We start from the raw sequence: 14,295 nt of genomic DNA on the forward strand, positions 1-14,295 counted from the left end.
AAATGAGGAACCTGATTTATCTTTACGGGCTCATACCTGCAGAAGAAGCGGCTGAAAGGACTTTGCCCTCCTTTAAAGGGTTTGATCAAACCAGCGACAGCTTCTCTGCACAGTTCGGTAAAGTTAACGCTGTTGTATGTGAACTTGATCCGGCTGAATATTCGGAGGATCAAATTAAAGAAAAAGTGAATGAAGTGGAATGGCTTCATGAAAAAGCCTTTCATCACCATGAAATCCTGATGATGCTTGAGAAGGAATATACACTGATTCCGACTAAATTCTGTACGATCTATTCTTCCATGGAAAGCCTGGAAGAAACTGTTGTGCAATATCAGGACCGAATGGCTGACTTATTCAGCTACCTGGAAGGCAAAGAAGAGTGGAATGTTAAGATATACAGCAATGATAAGGAAATGAGAGAAACATTTGGAGATAGCAATCCGACTGTTCTTGCTAAGAAAGAGGAAATGGCCCAGCTTCCTCCAGGCAGACAATACTTTGAAAAAAGAAAACTGGAACAGCTTGTTGACCGGGAAATGGAACTTGAAAAAAATAGAATCTGCGAACAAATTCACGAAGAACTGATTCCATTTTCTGCTGACAGCACCGTCAAGAAGACTTGGAGCCAGGACGTCACCGGGAGAGATGAACAGATGTGCTGGAACAGTGTTTATCTGCTTCCAAAAGATCAAATCGCTCTTTTCAGAGAGAAAATCCAGGAGGCAGCAGAATCGAATCTCGAAGCGGGATGGAAATTCGAACCCACTGGTCCCTGGCCTCCGTACCATTTCGCAAGTCTGACAGCAGATGAGGAGATAAAAAATGGATCAGCCCCGGCAAATTGAAAATAGCGATGTATCCCTTCTGGATATTCTGGATGTCATTCTGGACAAAGGGGTTGTGCTGAGAGGGGATCTCATTATCTCAATAGCAGGAATTGATTTAATATATCTAGATCTTAGGGTCTTGATTTCAGCAGTAGAGACCCTTGTTGAAGCAAGTGGAAACCAAACCCTTTCATCAACCGAGATGGATCGGGAAAGAGAGGAGCTTGTACATGTCACAGAATCCCGCAGACGCTAAAACAGGGCTGCAAAGCAGCAATGGCAGGATTAATCTTGATCCGGATTCTGCCGAGCAGGGGCTTGCCCAGCTGGTCTTAACAGTCATTGAACTTCTAAGGCAGCTAGTTGAACGGCACGCCATCCGACGTGTAGACGGCGGCACTCTAACGGATCAGCAAATCGAGGATCTAGGAGTAGCGCTTGCAAATCTGGAAATCAAGATGGAAGAGATGAAAGACATCTTTGATTTAAAGGATGAAGACTTGAATATTGACCTTGGCCCTCTCGGGAATCTGATCTAAAGGGACCGCCAAAGAATCGAGGAGGAATAAAGGTGAATGAAATCCAGCATAACAGCCAGTCCAGTTCTATTGTAGATGTCCTTGAAAAGGTTTTGGATAAAGGAGTCGTGATAGCCGGTGATATTAAAATCGGGTTAGCGGATGTTGAACTCCTGACCATCAAAATCAGGCTGATTGTTGCATCAGTAGATAAGGCAAAAGAAATTGGCATGGACTGGTGGGAAAACGACCCTTATTTAAGCTCAAAAGCGGCAGCCGGAAACAGCGAGGCGCTCGAGGAAGAAAACAAACGTCTCAATGACCGGATCAAGCTGCTTGAAGAAAAAATGGAGAATCAAAGACTCGTATAACAAAAACTGTACGATTAGAATCTTAGGAGGAATGAAAATGGAAAAAAATAATCAGAACCAATCAGGTACGAATGCCAGCGGGAACAATGAGGGAAAGAAGCAGTCCAGAATGAAACGGCCATCCATTGACAAAAACTTTCTAACAGGCTCTATTGCAGGCGTGCTGGCAGGAGTTGGAGCAACCTTGCTTTTAGCTCCAAAATCCGGAAAGGAAGTTAGAGACTCCATCGGAAAGCAATCTGCTTCTGTTATGGACAGCTGCAAGCAATTTGGAGGAAGTACTAAGGAAAAACTGAACTCCCTTAAAGATAAAGGAACTTCCAAAACTCAGGAAGCTGCTGAAAAAATCAAAAAATCCACTCTGTACATTGTAAAAAGAGATGAGAAGCCTAAATCTGATAATCAAAAGAATCAAGAAAATAACCAGGAACAAGCAAAGGCAGAAACAGAAAGCCAGGAAACAGGCAGTGGAAATTCCTCTGATCAGCAAGCAAACAGTATAGCTCAGGAAGAGTCCTCTTCCGGCAAAAATGAAGCGGGTCTGGAAGAATCCAAAAGCGCTGCATCATCTTCTCAATCTCAGCAAGCAGATGATGAAGGGACAGAAAATGAGCCGTCTTCTAATAGCCCGGCAGAAAATGAAGCAGCAGCTTCCGTACAATTGGATACCGAAAAGCCCAAACCGGCTCCAGCCCAGACTGCTGCACGAACCAGGACAGCAAAGGCGAGAAAAACAGCGTCTTCGGCTAAAAAAGAAGCAGACAATGGCAGCGGAACTGTTATCAAGAGTGAAGATGATACGATGCAATCTTCAAAATAACAATCTGGAAGCCAAGGAGGGCCTGATATGAGTGCCAGTTCAAAGGACAGCATATTAGAAATGTTTGTACATGCAGCAAACAAACATAATTTTTCACTGGATATTACGCTAAACATGAAAGGATCTCTCATTACCGGGACCCTCATCTCAGCAAAAGAGTACTTCGGAAACATGAGTGAAAAGTTTGAGGGAGGCAGTGAGCTTTCAAAAGCCATCAGCGGCAAGCTGATGGACGCGAGCAGCCAAGATGTTGAAAGCGCAGAGGATGTCCTGTACATCCATTTAAAGGATACGAAAATTTACTGTGGAGACAGCAAGCCTACTCCTTCAAAAAGTGAATTTTTATGGAGAGGAAAACTGGATCAGACCGATGGGTTTTTCCTCGGCAAGATTTCAGAAGATGCATGATACAGTAAAAGAAGACCAATCGGGAGTCCCGGTTGGTCTTCTTTTACTTATCGGTATTATTAATCTTTGTTTTGCAGCGCCTCGCAGCCTTCATCACCTGTTCTGATTTTGTAGGCATTTGATAATTCATAGGTGAAAATTTTCCCGTCTCCCGGTTTGCCGGTCTTAAGAATCCTGCAGGCCAGATCCACTACATCCTGGACTGGAACTTTGCAGACAACAATTTCGATCTTCAATCGTTCGTACATATTGATTTCTCTTTTAGCCCCCCGGTAAAACTCCGTAAAGCCCTTTTGAAGCCCGCATCCTCTCACAGTTGAAACAGTTATCCCGCTGACGCCTATTTTACCCATTTCCTGCTTGAACTCTTCAAATCGGTCCGGACGGGATATGATTTCTATTTTCGTTAATTTTTCACTCATTTATGCTGCCCCCCTGCTTTTTAAAGGTTAGACTCCTGGTATGCTTTTTCACCGTGCAATGTAAGGTCGAGTCCCATGGATTCCTCTTCTTCGCTTGCTCGGATGCTGACAATAAAACTTACCGCTTTTATAAGAATGAAGGTTGCGGCTCCTACGAACACGTAAGTGGTACCAATGGCTATCAGCTGCTTTAGCAATAGCACAGCGTTTCCATAGAAGAGTCCGTCAGCCCCGGCAGTGTTTACGGAAGTTGTCGCGAACAAACCGGTTGCAATTCCTCCCCATGTACCGCCGATTCCGTGCAATCCGAATGCATCCAATGCATCATCATAGCCAAGCTTTTCTTTTAGAAAGAATACTCCCCAGAAGCAAACGGCTCCTCCGATGAGTCCAATGACGATCGATGCTGCCGGTGTAACAAATCCGCAAGCAGGGGTAATGGCAACAAGTCCGGCTATTGCCCCGGAAATAGCCCCGAGCATAGTTGGTTTTTTATTAATAAGCCATTCAACGAGGATCCACCCAATAATACCTGTAGCAGCAGCTGTATTGGTGTTAATGAAAGCGGTCATTGCGACATCATTCAATGTAAGGGCACTCCCGACATTGAACCCGAACCACCCAAACCAAATCAGCATGCCTCCAAGCAGAGTTAGCGGGAGATTATGCGGGGAAACAGAATTTTTGCTTTTTCTCGTACCGATGACAACCGCCAGCACCAGTCCGGCTACACCGGATGAAATATGAACAACATTCCCTCCCGCAAAGTCCAAAGCACCAAGTTCCCTGAGCCATCCCCCTACGCCCCAAACCCAGTGGGCTACGGGAGCATATACGAGAAAAGTCCATAAAACACTGAACAGCACAAAAGCTGAAAACCTCATTCGCTCTGCGAAAGCTCCTGATATAATCGCACATGTTAGAACGGCGAACGTCAGCTGAAACATCATATATAAGCTGTGGGGAATTGTGGCGCTGTAATCAGGATTAGGCTCAAAGGTGACCCCCTGAAGGCCAATCCAGTCAAGCCCTCCAATAAACGCGTTTCCTGTTGTTGAAAAAGCCAGTGAATAGCCTGCAATAATCCAAAGGACTGAAATGATGGCAATGGAACTTAAACTGTACATCGCAGTACTGAGAACATTTTTGCTCCGGACCATTCCTCCGTAAAATAAGGCAATACCCGGAGTCATAATCCACACCAGCAAGGTTGCTACGAACATAAGTAACGAGTCGCCCATCTGCATTGCTAATTCCTCCTTCAATATTCATTGTTTTTCTTCATGTTAGCTTATATGACATTGGTTGTTATATAAAGTATCATATGTGAAAGAACAAATAATATCAATAAGAATTTTCAAATAAATCAATATTTTTATATGTAAGCAGATACATTTTGTTAGAAAATCTAACATAAAAAATGCTGATCTTCTGAGAAGACCAGCATCGGATAAAATCTCTTAGAGTTTCGTTTTTAAATCTGCAAATCGCTTGTTCAATCCATCTTCAAGATTTTGAAGGAATGGGTAGCCATGTGCTTTTTGAATGGCGGCTGATTGTGTTCTTAGCTGTTCGTATGCCGCGATCTTCTGTCTTGCTCTTGAAGTGGCTCCGGATTTTATGCTCCGATCCATATAATTGAGCAGACGGTGCATAGATACCTGGTTCATCGTTCGTTCACGGGATATTTTAGCAGGTTTGATATACTGTGTTAGCTTAGCCTGGCGAATAGAGGCTCCAGGCACCTGGCCGATTTCTCTTTCCGTTGCGGAAATCGCTGAAACCAATGTTCCGTATTGCCTGTCAAGAGAAGTGATGCTTGATCCAGCTATGGCTTTATTGTAATCTCTAGTTCTGATTTGAAGAATCATCCCGTATAAATCAGCTTCCTGGCCTTCGAGGCTTGCAGAGATCGAGGCAGGCAGGCGCGGGTAGCTTCCGGATTTTTTGAACTGAATGGTTTTAGCTTGAAGCCTGTCCAGTGCGGCAAGCTGTGACTGAGCCTTTGAAATCTGCCCGGAAGAGATGCTTTGTTTTATTGAAAGCATCAATCTATGCTGGGACATTTCGTACATACTGCCTGCAATCGTGATTTTGGCAGGTGTCACATATTTTTTCAAAAGATCGTTTCTTTTGCTTTTGCCCGGAACTTTTCCGATGGCTTTTTCTGTTGCCCTCAGCTCTGAGGTTACCCCATCATATAGAGTATGCATTCTCGTTATGCTTCCGCTGCTGATAATGCTTTTGTATTTAGCGGTGGCCTGCATCAATTTTTTTCCTTGATTGCCGGCTGCTGAATAGGCGGAGTACTGGGATTTTAATGAATACCCTTTTTTCCGGGCAATCGTTTCGAAGGAATCTCCGGATTTCAAAATGATCACCTTTGTCATTTTCTCCACTTGCGGGTATAGCCACCTTACATCGCTGTTGTGCATCCTTACACAGCCGGAGCTTACGTATTTTCCGATTGAGCTTTCATTGTTATTGCCGTGGATGGCATAGGTAGTCCCGTATGTACCTCTTGCGTCAAGCCCAAGCCATCTGTCACCGAGTGGGTTGCGGGGATCGCCTCCGGGGATGCTATTTGTATAATAAGGCCGGTTCACAATCTTTGAAACAATTTTAAACGTCCCTTCCGGTGTCAGGCTGTCGTTCCGTCCTGTAGCAATGCGGAATGTCCGTATGAGTTTGCCGTGATCAAAGAAGGCAAGCTTGTTAATCGATTTGTTTATAATAATCAATTGATCCCCTGCAGCAGAAGCAGCAGGAACATTCCCTGCCAATACCAGACTGAACGCCAGCACAATCAGACACATGAGCTTTTTCATATTTCTCCCCCTTGGATTATCTGAAACTACCAATATATTATAATTCAGGAAAAAATAGAAAATTGTAGAACCTTGTAAGGAAATTAAGCTTACTATAAATTTTGCAAACGCTGTGTTTAATTGAAGGGGATAAAAAGGTGCCGAGTTCATTAAAGAGACGGCAAGGGGGATTTAATGGGGCATTGCGACTGTCGTGAAAAGTGGAAATAAAAAAGGCACCTGAATAATCAGGTGCCTCTGCGTATTGCGGCGGGGGACCAAACGCCACATCGTTTGTACCTTAAAGGTGCGTCCCCCGTCTTATGCAACTCAGCTCATCGCCCTAGTACTATATCACGATTTAAAGAGGGATGCAAGGGGGGCAGGATGATTAACAGGCGTATGACAAGCCGGGAAGGACTGCGTGAAAGGGAACCCTCAGGCTTCAGGAGCAGGTGGAATTTCCCCTGTTTTTTAAAATTGGGAAGTGTGCTTTCAGGATAGGCAGTTTGACGGAATTGGTATATAATTTTAAAGAGATTATCGAAGGGGACGAATGAAAATCATGAAAATCGGAATTAGGAATAAAATCCTATTCGGCTATGCAGTCATTCTTATTTGTTTAATTGGGTCGATTTTGCTGATAAACAGCCAGATATCCCAAATGCAGAAACAGAGAAATTTTATTATAAATCACGATTTGCAGATTTTTAACCTGACGGGTCAGGCAGAAACAAATTTGCTTGAAATGCAGACCGGCCAAAGAGGTTTTGTCTTAACAGGGGATGAGGACTATGCAAATTCCTTTGAGACTGCCAATGATGAATTAGAAGAAAACTTCAAGGATCTTGGCGTGCTTTTGAGCGATAACCCTTCCCAGCAGGAAAAGCTGGAAACGATAAAAGGGAATATCAATGAATGGATTTCAGAAAGAGGTGAACTCCTCATAACTTTAAAAAAACAAGGAAAGGAAGAGGAAATCACCTCAATTTATGAACAAAGTCCCGATTCCGGTGAGATTCAGGCGGTCCGCGGTCAATTTGAATCATTTCGGAGCACGGAACTCAGCTTAACGAAACAAAGGGCAGAGCAATTGGATGCCCAGAACCAGGGACTCCGGCTGACGATGTACGGCCTTATGCTAGTGACAATTATTATTTCAATTGTTACTGGATTGGCCATTTCCAGATCCGTTGTTTCCACCGTGCAGCAGGTAATCAACAATATTAAAGCAATGACAGTCGGAGGCAGCCTATCCACTCGTCTGAAGGTAAAGACAAACGATGAGATCAAGGATTTAGCGGTAGCTACAAACGGTCTTCTGGATGTTATGGAAGAACGAAGCTGGATTCAGACAGGCATTAATAAAGTGAATACAGACAATCAAGGGATCTCTTCTCTCGAGCCTTTGGGAGAAACATTCCTTAAAAATATTGCAGAAATGACAGGTTCGGCAATGGGTGTCTTTTACGTGAAAGATCGCAAAGTGTTTGTTAAAAAGGCTGGATATGCATTTGACGAAGAGCTGGGAAAGACTTCATTCGGTCTTGGAGAAGGTCTTGCCGGACAGGCAGCACTGGATAGAAAAGTAATGGCTGTCAATGAAATCGGCAAAGACTATCAGCCAATTTCATCCTCTTTGGGGCAGATCAAGCCAAACAGTCTGTTAATTGCTCCAGTATTATACAAAGGGGATGCAGTAGCGGTCATTGAACTTGCAAGTGTTTCTGAATACTTGCCGAAGCACATTCAGCTGCTCGAAGCACTCGTCGAGTCAATGGGGCTGACGGTCAACAGTGTACTCGGCCAAATGGAAATCAAACGTCTTCTCGCTGAATCCCAGGCCATGACTGAAGAGCTTCAAACTCAATCGGAAGAATTGCAGACTCAATCAGAGGAACTTCAAATGCAGTCAGAGGAGCTGCAGATGATCAACGAACAGCTTGAATCGAGAAGCGAAGATGCTGAGGATAAATCCAAAGAGCTTGAACAGGCAAAAGAAGAGCTCGAAGCACAGGCGAAGCAGCTGATCGCTGGCTCTAAATACAAATCCGAGTTCCTGGCCAATATGTCCCACGAGCTTAGAACACCGCTCAACAGTATCCTGATCCTCTCTGAGATGCTTGCTGAGAATACAGGGAAAAAACTTGCTTCTGAAGAGCAGGAATTTGCAGAGATCATTCACTCTTCAGGCCAGGACCTGCTTAACCTGATTGATGAAATTCTGGATTTATCCAAAGTTGAGTCTGGCAAGCTGGAAATTCATTTCAGTGAAGTGAATGCGGCAGGAATTCCAGAGTATATCGAACGGAACTTTGATCACATAGCAGCCCAAAAAGGACTGTATTTGAATATTGAGTATTCCACCGACGTGCCGGACTTGGTTTATACGGACGAAAAGCGCTTGAATCAAATTATTAAAAATCTTCTGTCCAACGCGTTTAAATTTACAACCGAAGGCGGTATTACGGTTTCGATCAATCAAAATGGAGAAGGTCAGATCCTGATTGCCGTAAAAGACACAGGAATTGGAATCCCCCCTGAGAAGCAGGACGTAATTTTTGAGGCATTCCAGCAGGGCGATGGTGCGACTGTCAGAAAGTATGGAGGCACGGGGCTCGGTCTTTCCATCTGCCGTGAACTCGCCAAGCTTCTTGGCGGAGGGATTACCCTGGAAAGTGAAGAAGGAAAAGGCAGTATATTTACTCTCACGTTTCCTGCCCATCCGGATCTGGCAGAAATATCTGAGGAACAGCGGTCTCAATATGAAGCGGCTGTCGGAGCCGAAACCATTGCAGTCCAGGAAATGCCGGCACCGAATACTCCAGAAAATGAAGATGTATTTGCAGGAAAGAACGTTTTGATTGTGGATGATGATTATCGGAATATTTATGTTCTTGAAGCAGCCCTAAAGAGTGAGGGCATGAACGTCATCACAGCTGAAAACGGCCTGAAGTGCCTGGAGCTTCTCGAAACCGGGCAAGAATCGGTCGATTTAATCTTGATGGATATCATGATGCCGGTAATGGATGGCTATGAGACAATGAAAATGATTCGCCAGGAGTATAGCATGACGGATGTGCCGATTATTGCCCTTACAGCAAAGGCGATGAAAAACGACAGGGAAAAATGTCTTGAAGCAGGAGCCTCGGATTATATCAGCAAACCGCTTAAAATTGAGCAGCTTCTTTCTGCTATGAGGGTCTGGCTAACAAAGTAAAAGAGGTTGAAGCAAATGGAAGAGAAAGATCTAAATTATCTGGAAGAGTCCTCATCGGGTTTGCGTGAAGAAATAGAAATGGACTTGCTGCTCGAAGGCATCTACAGGCTTTCAGGATATGACTTTAGAGGCTATATGAGATCCTCGATTGGAAGAAGAATTCAAAACCGGATGAGAATGGAACAAATCAACCGCATTTCGAGCCTGTTGGACAGGGCGATCCATGAACCTGAAATGCTAAATACCCTGTTAAACGATTTTTCCATCAATGTGACGGAGATGTTCCGGAATCCTAGCTTCTTCCGTTCTTTCAGGGAAAAAGTCGTTCCGCGGCTGCGTGAACTGCCTGCAGTCAGAATCTGGCATGCCGGCTGTTCCACAGGAGAAGAAGTGTATTCTATGGCCATCCTCCTTGAAGAAGAAGGCCTTTCTGAACGAACCCATATTTATGCGACAGATATGAATGAACGGGTATTGGATCAGGCGAAAAAAGGAAAGTTCGCGTTAACCAAAATGCAAAATTATACTAAGAACTACCTCTTATCAGGGGGAACCCGCTCATTTTCAGAATTCTACTCTGCGGACGAGCGATTTGCCTATTTTCGCCCCGAGCTGATGAAGAATATCAGTTTTGCCCAGCACAATCTGGTGACGGATCAATCGTTTAACGAGTTTCATGTCATCATTTGCCGGAACGTACTGATATACTTTACAGGAACCCTGCAAAATCAGGTCCACCGACTCTTCCATGAAAGCTTGTGCGAGGGTGGATTCATAGGGCTCGGTGATAAAGAATCACTTAAATTTACAGAAGTAGCTTACGATTATCAGGAATTTGATCCTGCTGAAAAAATCTACCGGAAAATAAAATAACAGGCTTCTGGCAGCTAAGCATACAAATGAAAAACCCAGGAACGCTCTCTGCAGAGCATTCCTGGGTTTTTGTTTTTAGATGAAGGACATTTCCCCTTTATTAACATTGGGCAATGAAGGCCCGGGTGTACGATCGCTGCTCCCTTGAATCATTAACAGGCACATGTCATCCTTCTGAGGGCGTTCCTGATCCTGGAAACCAAGCATGTGGATAGGGGAATGGCCAGTTCCAGACCATTTCTGACTGGCCATGAATTTCAGTTTTTCAAGCACGGCCGCTTCATCTTTGCCGGAATTCTCATAAACCCCATCTGTGAACAGCAGAAGCTGGATATCCTCATCATAGGATAAAACTGTACTTGTAATTTGAATTTCTTCAAAAAAACCGACCGCGCAGCATCCTTTATCCAAAGAGATCACTTCAGAGCTGTCAACTAAGGCATAGCCGGGCGGATGACCGGCATTCACGTATTCCACAGTCTTTGATTCTGTATCAATCACAAGGTAGATGGCTGTAAAATAATAATTATGTTCCTTTGTCTGATTGGCCAGAAGTGCCATGTACCGGTTTAGTTCCTCAATCACCAGGACAGGATCGGCCAGCTGCTTGATGGAATCCCTCAGTACAGACGAAATGTACATGCAGATTAGAGACGAAGAGATACCATGTCCCATCATGTCAAGCAGGATTACACCATATTTGTGGTCGCTGAAACGATGCCAATAATACATATCTCCTGCCAATTTATTTGAAGGCAGGTGAGAAACATGGATTTGGATGTTTTTTTCATTAAGCGGTGGATTTAAGAGGCTTTTTTGAATCTGCATGGCTAAATCCAGTTCGTGCGAGAGCTTTTGCTCCTGTTCCGCATGCCAGTCCTTCTCCTGTTTTAACCTTAAAGCCACCCGGATTCTGGCAAGAAGCTCCACCTTATTAATCGGCTTCGTAATGTAGTCATGTCCCCCTACATCAAGAGCTTCTGCCAGCTTGTTCGAGTCTTCCAGGGCGGTGACAAATATAATGGGGATTTCTTTCAACTGCTCAACCTGCTGGATTCTTCTGCATGTTTCGATGCCGTCCATATCCGGCATCATAATGTCGAGCAGGATCAGATCAGCTTTCGGAGGAGCAGAACCGGGTGAGTCTATTTTCAAATAGTCAAATAATGCCCGGGCAGATGGAAGAGATACATTGTCTTCGTACCCTGCATTTTTCAGGATTTTCTCTACTACAAAAAGATTAACTGGGTGATCATCTACAATTAGTATTTTCATTTCCGGCTCCATACTTAGATTTAATACTAATAGTATACTAAAAGATGATCAAAAGCGGGAGTCAAGGTGTTTATGGAATGACTGAAATTTCACCAGCAAGCATATTTTCACAGCTTATAGGGAATGAAAAAATATAAGAGGAAAGGGAGGGTTTAGAATGGGGCAGGCTGAACTGGTGTATGATGCAAAAGCAATTCTGGCTGAAGGACCTGTATGGGATGACCGTGAGAATCTCTTATACTGGGTGGATATTCACGGTGAAGCAATACATATATTTAACCCGGAAACCAAAAACGATCAATTAGTGAAAATCGGACAGAAAATTGGAGCTATTTCCATTGCTGAAAAAGGCGGTTTTATTGCCGCATTAGAAGAAGGCCTCTATTTTATTGATCCGAACTCGGGAGAAAAAACCTTTATTATCAACCCGGAGGAAGACAAGCCGGATAACCGTTTTAACGATGGAAAGTGCGACCCGAGAGGAAGATTTGTTGCCGGCACCATGCAAAAAGAAGGACAGGGTAATAAAGGTGCCCTATACAGCATTGGCGAGGACCATCAGGTGCAAAAGCTGATAGAAGAAGCAGGAATATCAAACGGGCTTGCCTGGAGCAAAAGCGGTGAAACGTTCTATTATATTGATACACCTACACAGAAGGTTGTGTCCTATGACTACAATCTGGAAACTGGAACTCTTTCTAACAAAAGGGTGGTTATTGAAGTTCCGGAAGAAGAAGGGCATCCTGATGGGATGACAATTGATGAAGAGAATATGCTTTGGATCGCTCATTATAATGGGTCGAGAGTATCGAGATGGAATCCCGAAACAGGGAATAAGCTTGAAGAAGTTCATTTGCCGGTGACACAGGTTACATGCTGCACATTCGGCGGGACAGATCTTGATGAATTGTATATAACAACCGGCCGCGAGAACCTGGAGGATGAAGAGCTCGCAAAGCAGCCGCTGGCCGGCTCGATCTTTAAAGTGAAAACCAATACAAAGGGAAGAAAAACCTTCAGATATAAGGGGTAAACCATTTCTTTTCTGCCTGCAAAAGACACTCAATTCAGGGAAGGCGGGAATTCCGCCCTCCTTTTGCTGAGTGGCTTTTTTAGGTCTTTCCAAGGTAAAGGGTGAAGCTTCCAGAATTATGCTAGAATGAGAGAGTAAATTGATAGAGGGGGCTCGTGGAATGAATCAAATTCCTGTTTCTGTACAACTGTACACCTTAAGAGATGAATGCTCAAATGATTTTTTGAAAACGCTTAAAAGAACAGCTGAGATTGGTTTTAATGGAGTGGAATTCGCCGGGTACCATGGCGTGAACCCAGTAGAACTCCGTAAATACCTTGATGAAATCAATCTTCGCGCCTCAGGCAGCCATTTCGTTTTAAAAGAAATGGAGGCAAACCTGGAAAAACACATCGAGACACAGCAGATTCTGGGAAGCAAGCATCTGATCATTGCATATCCGTACGAACGGATGGAAAAAGAAGCCGAATACCACGAACTGGCAAAAAAACTGAATACAATCGGGGAAAAAGTCCATAATGCCGGTCTGACCTTAAGCTACCATCACCATGAATTTGAGCTGATGGATTACGAAGACGGCAAAACAGGTCTTGGGATAGTATTAGAAGAGACCAATCCCGAATGGGTTCAGACCGAGCTGGATGTGTACTGGCTGACACATGCCGGGAAGAATCCTTTGGAATGGATGGAGCGCTACAAAAACCGCTTGCCGCTCGTTCATATGAAAGACATGGAAAAGAGTGCGGACAAGGCTTTTGCAGAGCTTGGGACTGGCGTCATCGATATCAAGTCCATTACGGAAAAAGCGCTGCAGACAAAAGCAGAATGGCTTGTAGTAGAGCAGGATGTCTGCAAGAGGCCGCCTCTGGAAAGTATTGAGATCAGCTATAACTACTTAAAGGATCTGCTGGTAGAAGCATAATAAGAGCACCTATTTGACAGGGGGCGCTGATCACACCTGGCTTAAGGAGTTCGAAGAAGGTGAAGAGGCGGAAAATCTTAGGGTCGGGGCGATGCTCCGACCCTTTTAATCATCTACTTAAAGAGCCGAGTACCGTAAATTTTTTGTCGAAAAGTCTTTATATCAAAAGTACGGACAATAAAACTGAAGTACGGACAATAAAAATAGAATACGGACAATAAAACCAGAATACAGACAATAAAACCAGAGTACGGACAATAAAACCAGAGTACGGACAATAAACCAGAAAAACCCGTCGGTAAAAGCATAACCCGGCCTCCTGCCAGGGCCGAGTACCGTAAATTTTTTGTCAAAAAGTCTTTATATTAAAAGTACGGACAATAAAACTAGAATACGGACAATAAAACGAAAGTACGGACAATAAAATAAAAGCACGGACAATAAAACAGAAAAACCAGTCGGTAAAAGCATAACCCGGCCTCCTGCCAGAGCCGAGTACCGTAAATTTTTTGTCGAAAAGTCTTTATATTAAAAGTACGGACAATAAAACTAGAATACGGACAATAAAATAAAAGTACGGACAATAAAACCAGAATACGGACAATAAAATAAAAGTACGGACAATAAACCAGAAAAACCCGTCGGTAAAAGCATAACCCGGCCTCCTGCCAGGGGTCAAGTCCATTTTTCTGTGTAAAAGTTCATTACAATGTTTTCAAGTTTATAAATTGGATAGGGTATTAATTTATAAAGGGAGAGAACTTAGTTCTCTTGCCCGTCATACATGTACTTTCGATCT

The 14,295-nt window shown here is 43.8% G+C and carries 14 protein-coding genes; 10 read left to right on the forward strand and 4 right to left on the reverse strand.

Annotated features, from left to right (window positions below):
- Positions 1-2 precede the first annotated feature (2 nt).
- Genes ACQCVE_RS17705 through gvpU form a run of 6 tightly spaced genes read left to right on the forward strand, consistent with a single transcriptional unit; the run spans position 3 to position 2,944 of the window.
- Positions 3-845 carry a GvpL/GvpF family gas vesicle protein gene (locus tag ACQCVE_RS17705; RefSeq protein WP_426842533.1) on the forward strand — a complete coding sequence of 281 codons (843 nt, stop codon included), beginning with the start codon at positions 3-5 and terminating at the stop codon, positions 843-845.
- Positions 823-1,083 (forward strand): gas vesicle protein, encoded by a 261-nt coding sequence (locus tag ACQCVE_RS17710; RefSeq protein WP_426842532.1) that lies wholly within the window; start codon positions 823-825, stop codon positions 1,081-1,083. The genes ACQCVE_RS17705 and ACQCVE_RS17710 overlap by 23 nt, the downstream gene beginning before the upstream one ends.
- Positions 1,058-1,366 (forward strand): gas vesicle protein K, encoded by a 309-nt coding sequence (locus ACQCVE_RS17715; protein ID WP_426842531.1) that lies wholly within the window; start codon positions 1,058-1,060, stop codon positions 1,364-1,366. Before ACQCVE_RS17710 ends, ACQCVE_RS17715 begins: the two co-directional genes overlap by 26 nt.
- 41 nt (positions 1,367-1,407) lie before the next feature.
- The gene (gvpJ, locus tag ACQCVE_RS17720) at positions 1,408-1,716 is read left to right on the forward strand and encodes a gas vesicle protein GvpJ (RefSeq protein ID WP_426843332.1); all 309 of its coding nucleotides are present in this window, start codon (positions 1,408-1,410) and stop codon (positions 1,714-1,716) included.
- A gap of 37 nt (positions 1,717-1,753) precedes the next feature.
- Entirely contained in the window at positions 1,754-2,536 is a 783-nt protein-coding gene (locus ACQCVE_RS17725; RefSeq protein ID WP_426863552.1) for a YtxH domain-containing protein, read from the forward strand.
- Positions 2,537-2,563: 27 nt separating this feature from the next.
- Complete coding sequence (gene gvpU, locus ACQCVE_RS17730) at positions 2,564-2,944, forward strand: gas vesicle accessory protein GvpU (RefSeq protein ID WP_426842529.1); 381 nt, start codon at positions 2,564-2,566, stop codon at positions 2,942-2,944.
- Between the two features lie 59 nt (positions 2,945-3,003).
- Here the strand turns inward: gvpU and ACQCVE_RS17735 are convergent, their stop codons facing one another.
- The 3 genes from ACQCVE_RS17735 to ACQCVE_RS17745 all read right to left on the reverse strand — a co-directional run bounded on the left by ACQCVE_RS17735 (position 3,004) and on the right by ACQCVE_RS17745 (position 6,194).
- On the reverse strand, positions 3,004-3,366 hold the full coding sequence (locus tag ACQCVE_RS17735; protein ID WP_426842528.1) for a P-II family nitrogen regulator: 363 nt from the start codon (positions 3,364-3,366) through the stop codon (positions 3,004-3,006).
- A 20-nt stretch (positions 3,367-3,386) separates the two neighbouring features.
- Entirely contained in the window at positions 3,387-4,613 is a 1,227-nt protein-coding gene (locus ACQCVE_RS17740; protein WP_426863553.1) for an ammonium transporter, read from the reverse strand.
- Between the two features lie 213 nt (positions 4,614-4,826).
- On the reverse strand, positions 4,827-6,194 hold the full coding sequence (locus ACQCVE_RS17745) for a L,D-transpeptidase family protein (RefSeq protein ID WP_426842526.1): 1,368 nt from the start codon (positions 6,192-6,194) through the stop codon (positions 4,827-4,829).
- A gap of 544 nt (positions 6,195-6,738) precedes the next feature.
- Between ACQCVE_RS17745 and ACQCVE_RS17750 the strand changes: the two genes are divergently transcribed.
- Positions 6,739-9,393 carry an ATP-binding protein gene (locus tag ACQCVE_RS17750; RefSeq protein WP_426842525.1) on the forward strand — a complete coding sequence of 885 codons (2,655 nt, stop codon included), beginning with the start codon at positions 6,739-6,741 and terminating at the stop codon, positions 9,391-9,393.
- Positions 9,394-9,408: 15 nt separating this feature from the next.
- Positions 9,409-10,266 carry a CheR family methyltransferase gene (locus ACQCVE_RS17755; RefSeq protein WP_426842524.1) on the forward strand — a complete coding sequence of 286 codons (858 nt, stop codon included), beginning with the start codon at positions 9,409-9,411 and terminating at the stop codon, positions 10,264-10,266.
- 75 nt (positions 10,267-10,341) lie between these two features.
- Here the strand turns inward: ACQCVE_RS17755 and ACQCVE_RS17760 are convergent, their stop codons facing one another.
- Positions 10,342-11,541, reverse strand: a complete 1,200-nt coding sequence (locus ACQCVE_RS17760) for a PP2C family protein-serine/threonine phosphatase (protein WP_426842523.1) — start codon at positions 11,539-11,541, stop codon at positions 10,342-10,344.
- Between the two features lie 157 nt (positions 11,542-11,698).
- On the opposite strand from ACQCVE_RS17760, the gene ACQCVE_RS17765 reads away from it, so the two are divergent.
- On the forward strand, positions 11,699-12,574 hold the full coding sequence (locus ACQCVE_RS17765) for an SMP-30/gluconolactonase/LRE family protein (RefSeq protein ID WP_426842522.1): 876 nt from the start codon (positions 11,699-11,701) through the stop codon (positions 12,572-12,574).
- Between the two features lie 160 nt (positions 12,575-12,734).
- The gene (locus tag ACQCVE_RS17770) at positions 12,735-13,496 is read left to right on the forward strand and encodes a sugar phosphate isomerase/epimerase family protein (RefSeq protein WP_426842521.1); all 762 of its coding nucleotides are present in this window, start codon (positions 12,735-12,737) and stop codon (positions 13,494-13,496) included.
- Positions 13,497-14,295: the final 799 nt, after the last annotated feature.

Origin of the sequence: Metabacillus sp. 113a (genome assembly GCF_050107635.1) — a bacterium.
Taxonomy (GTDB): Bacteria; Bacillota; Bacilli; order Bacillales; family Bacillaceae; genus Metabacillus_B.

Excerpts from the sequence above, each read along its gene's own strand:
- ACQCVE_RS17705 (WP_426842533.1), top strand. The coding sequence starts at position 3 with ATGAGGAACCTGATTTATCTTTACGGGCTCATACCTGCAGAAGAAGCG.
- ACQCVE_RS17710 (WP_426842532.1), top strand. The coding sequence starts at position 823 with ATGGATCAGCCCCGGCAAATTGAAAATAGCGATGTATCCCTTCTGGAT.
- ACQCVE_RS17715 (WP_426842531.1), top strand. The coding sequence starts at position 1,058 with ATGTCACAGAATCCCGCAGACGCTAAAACAGGGCTGCAAAGCAGCAAT.
- ACQCVE_RS17725 (WP_426863552.1), top strand. The coding sequence starts at position 1,754 with ATGGAAAAAAATAATCAGAACCAATCAGGTACGAATGCCAGCGGGAAC.
- gvpU (WP_426842529.1), top strand. The coding sequence starts at position 2,564 with ATGAGTGCCAGTTCAAAGGACAGCATATTAGAAATGTTTGTACATGCA.
- ACQCVE_RS17735 (WP_426842528.1), bottom strand. The coding sequence starts at position 3,366 with ATGAGTGAAAAATTAACGAAAATAGAAATCATATCCCGTCCGGACCGA.
- ACQCVE_RS17740 (WP_426863553.1), bottom strand. The coding sequence starts at position 4,613 with ATGCAGATGGGCGACTCGTTACTTATGTTCGTAGCAACCTTGCTGGTG.
- ACQCVE_RS17745 (WP_426842526.1), bottom strand. The coding sequence starts at position 6,194 with ATGAAAAAGCTCATGTGTCTGATTGTGCTGGCGTTCAGTCTGGTATTG.
- ACQCVE_RS17750 (WP_426842525.1), top strand. The coding sequence starts at position 6,739 with ATGAAAATCGGAATTAGGAATAAAATCCTATTCGGCTATGCAGTCATT.
- ACQCVE_RS17755 (WP_426842524.1), top strand. The coding sequence starts at position 9,409 with ATGGAAGAGAAAGATCTAAATTATCTGGAAGAGTCCTCATCGGGTTTG.
- ACQCVE_RS17760 (WP_426842523.1), bottom strand. The coding sequence starts at position 11,541 with ATGAAAATACTAATTGTAGATGATCACCCAGTTAATCTTTTTGTAGTA.
- ACQCVE_RS17765 (WP_426842522.1), top strand. The coding sequence starts at position 11,699 with ATGGGGCAGGCTGAACTGGTGTATGATGCAAAAGCAATTCTGGCTGAA.
- ACQCVE_RS17770 (WP_426842521.1), top strand. The coding sequence starts at position 12,735 with ATGAATCAAATTCCTGTTTCTGTACAACTGTACACCTTAAGAGATGAA.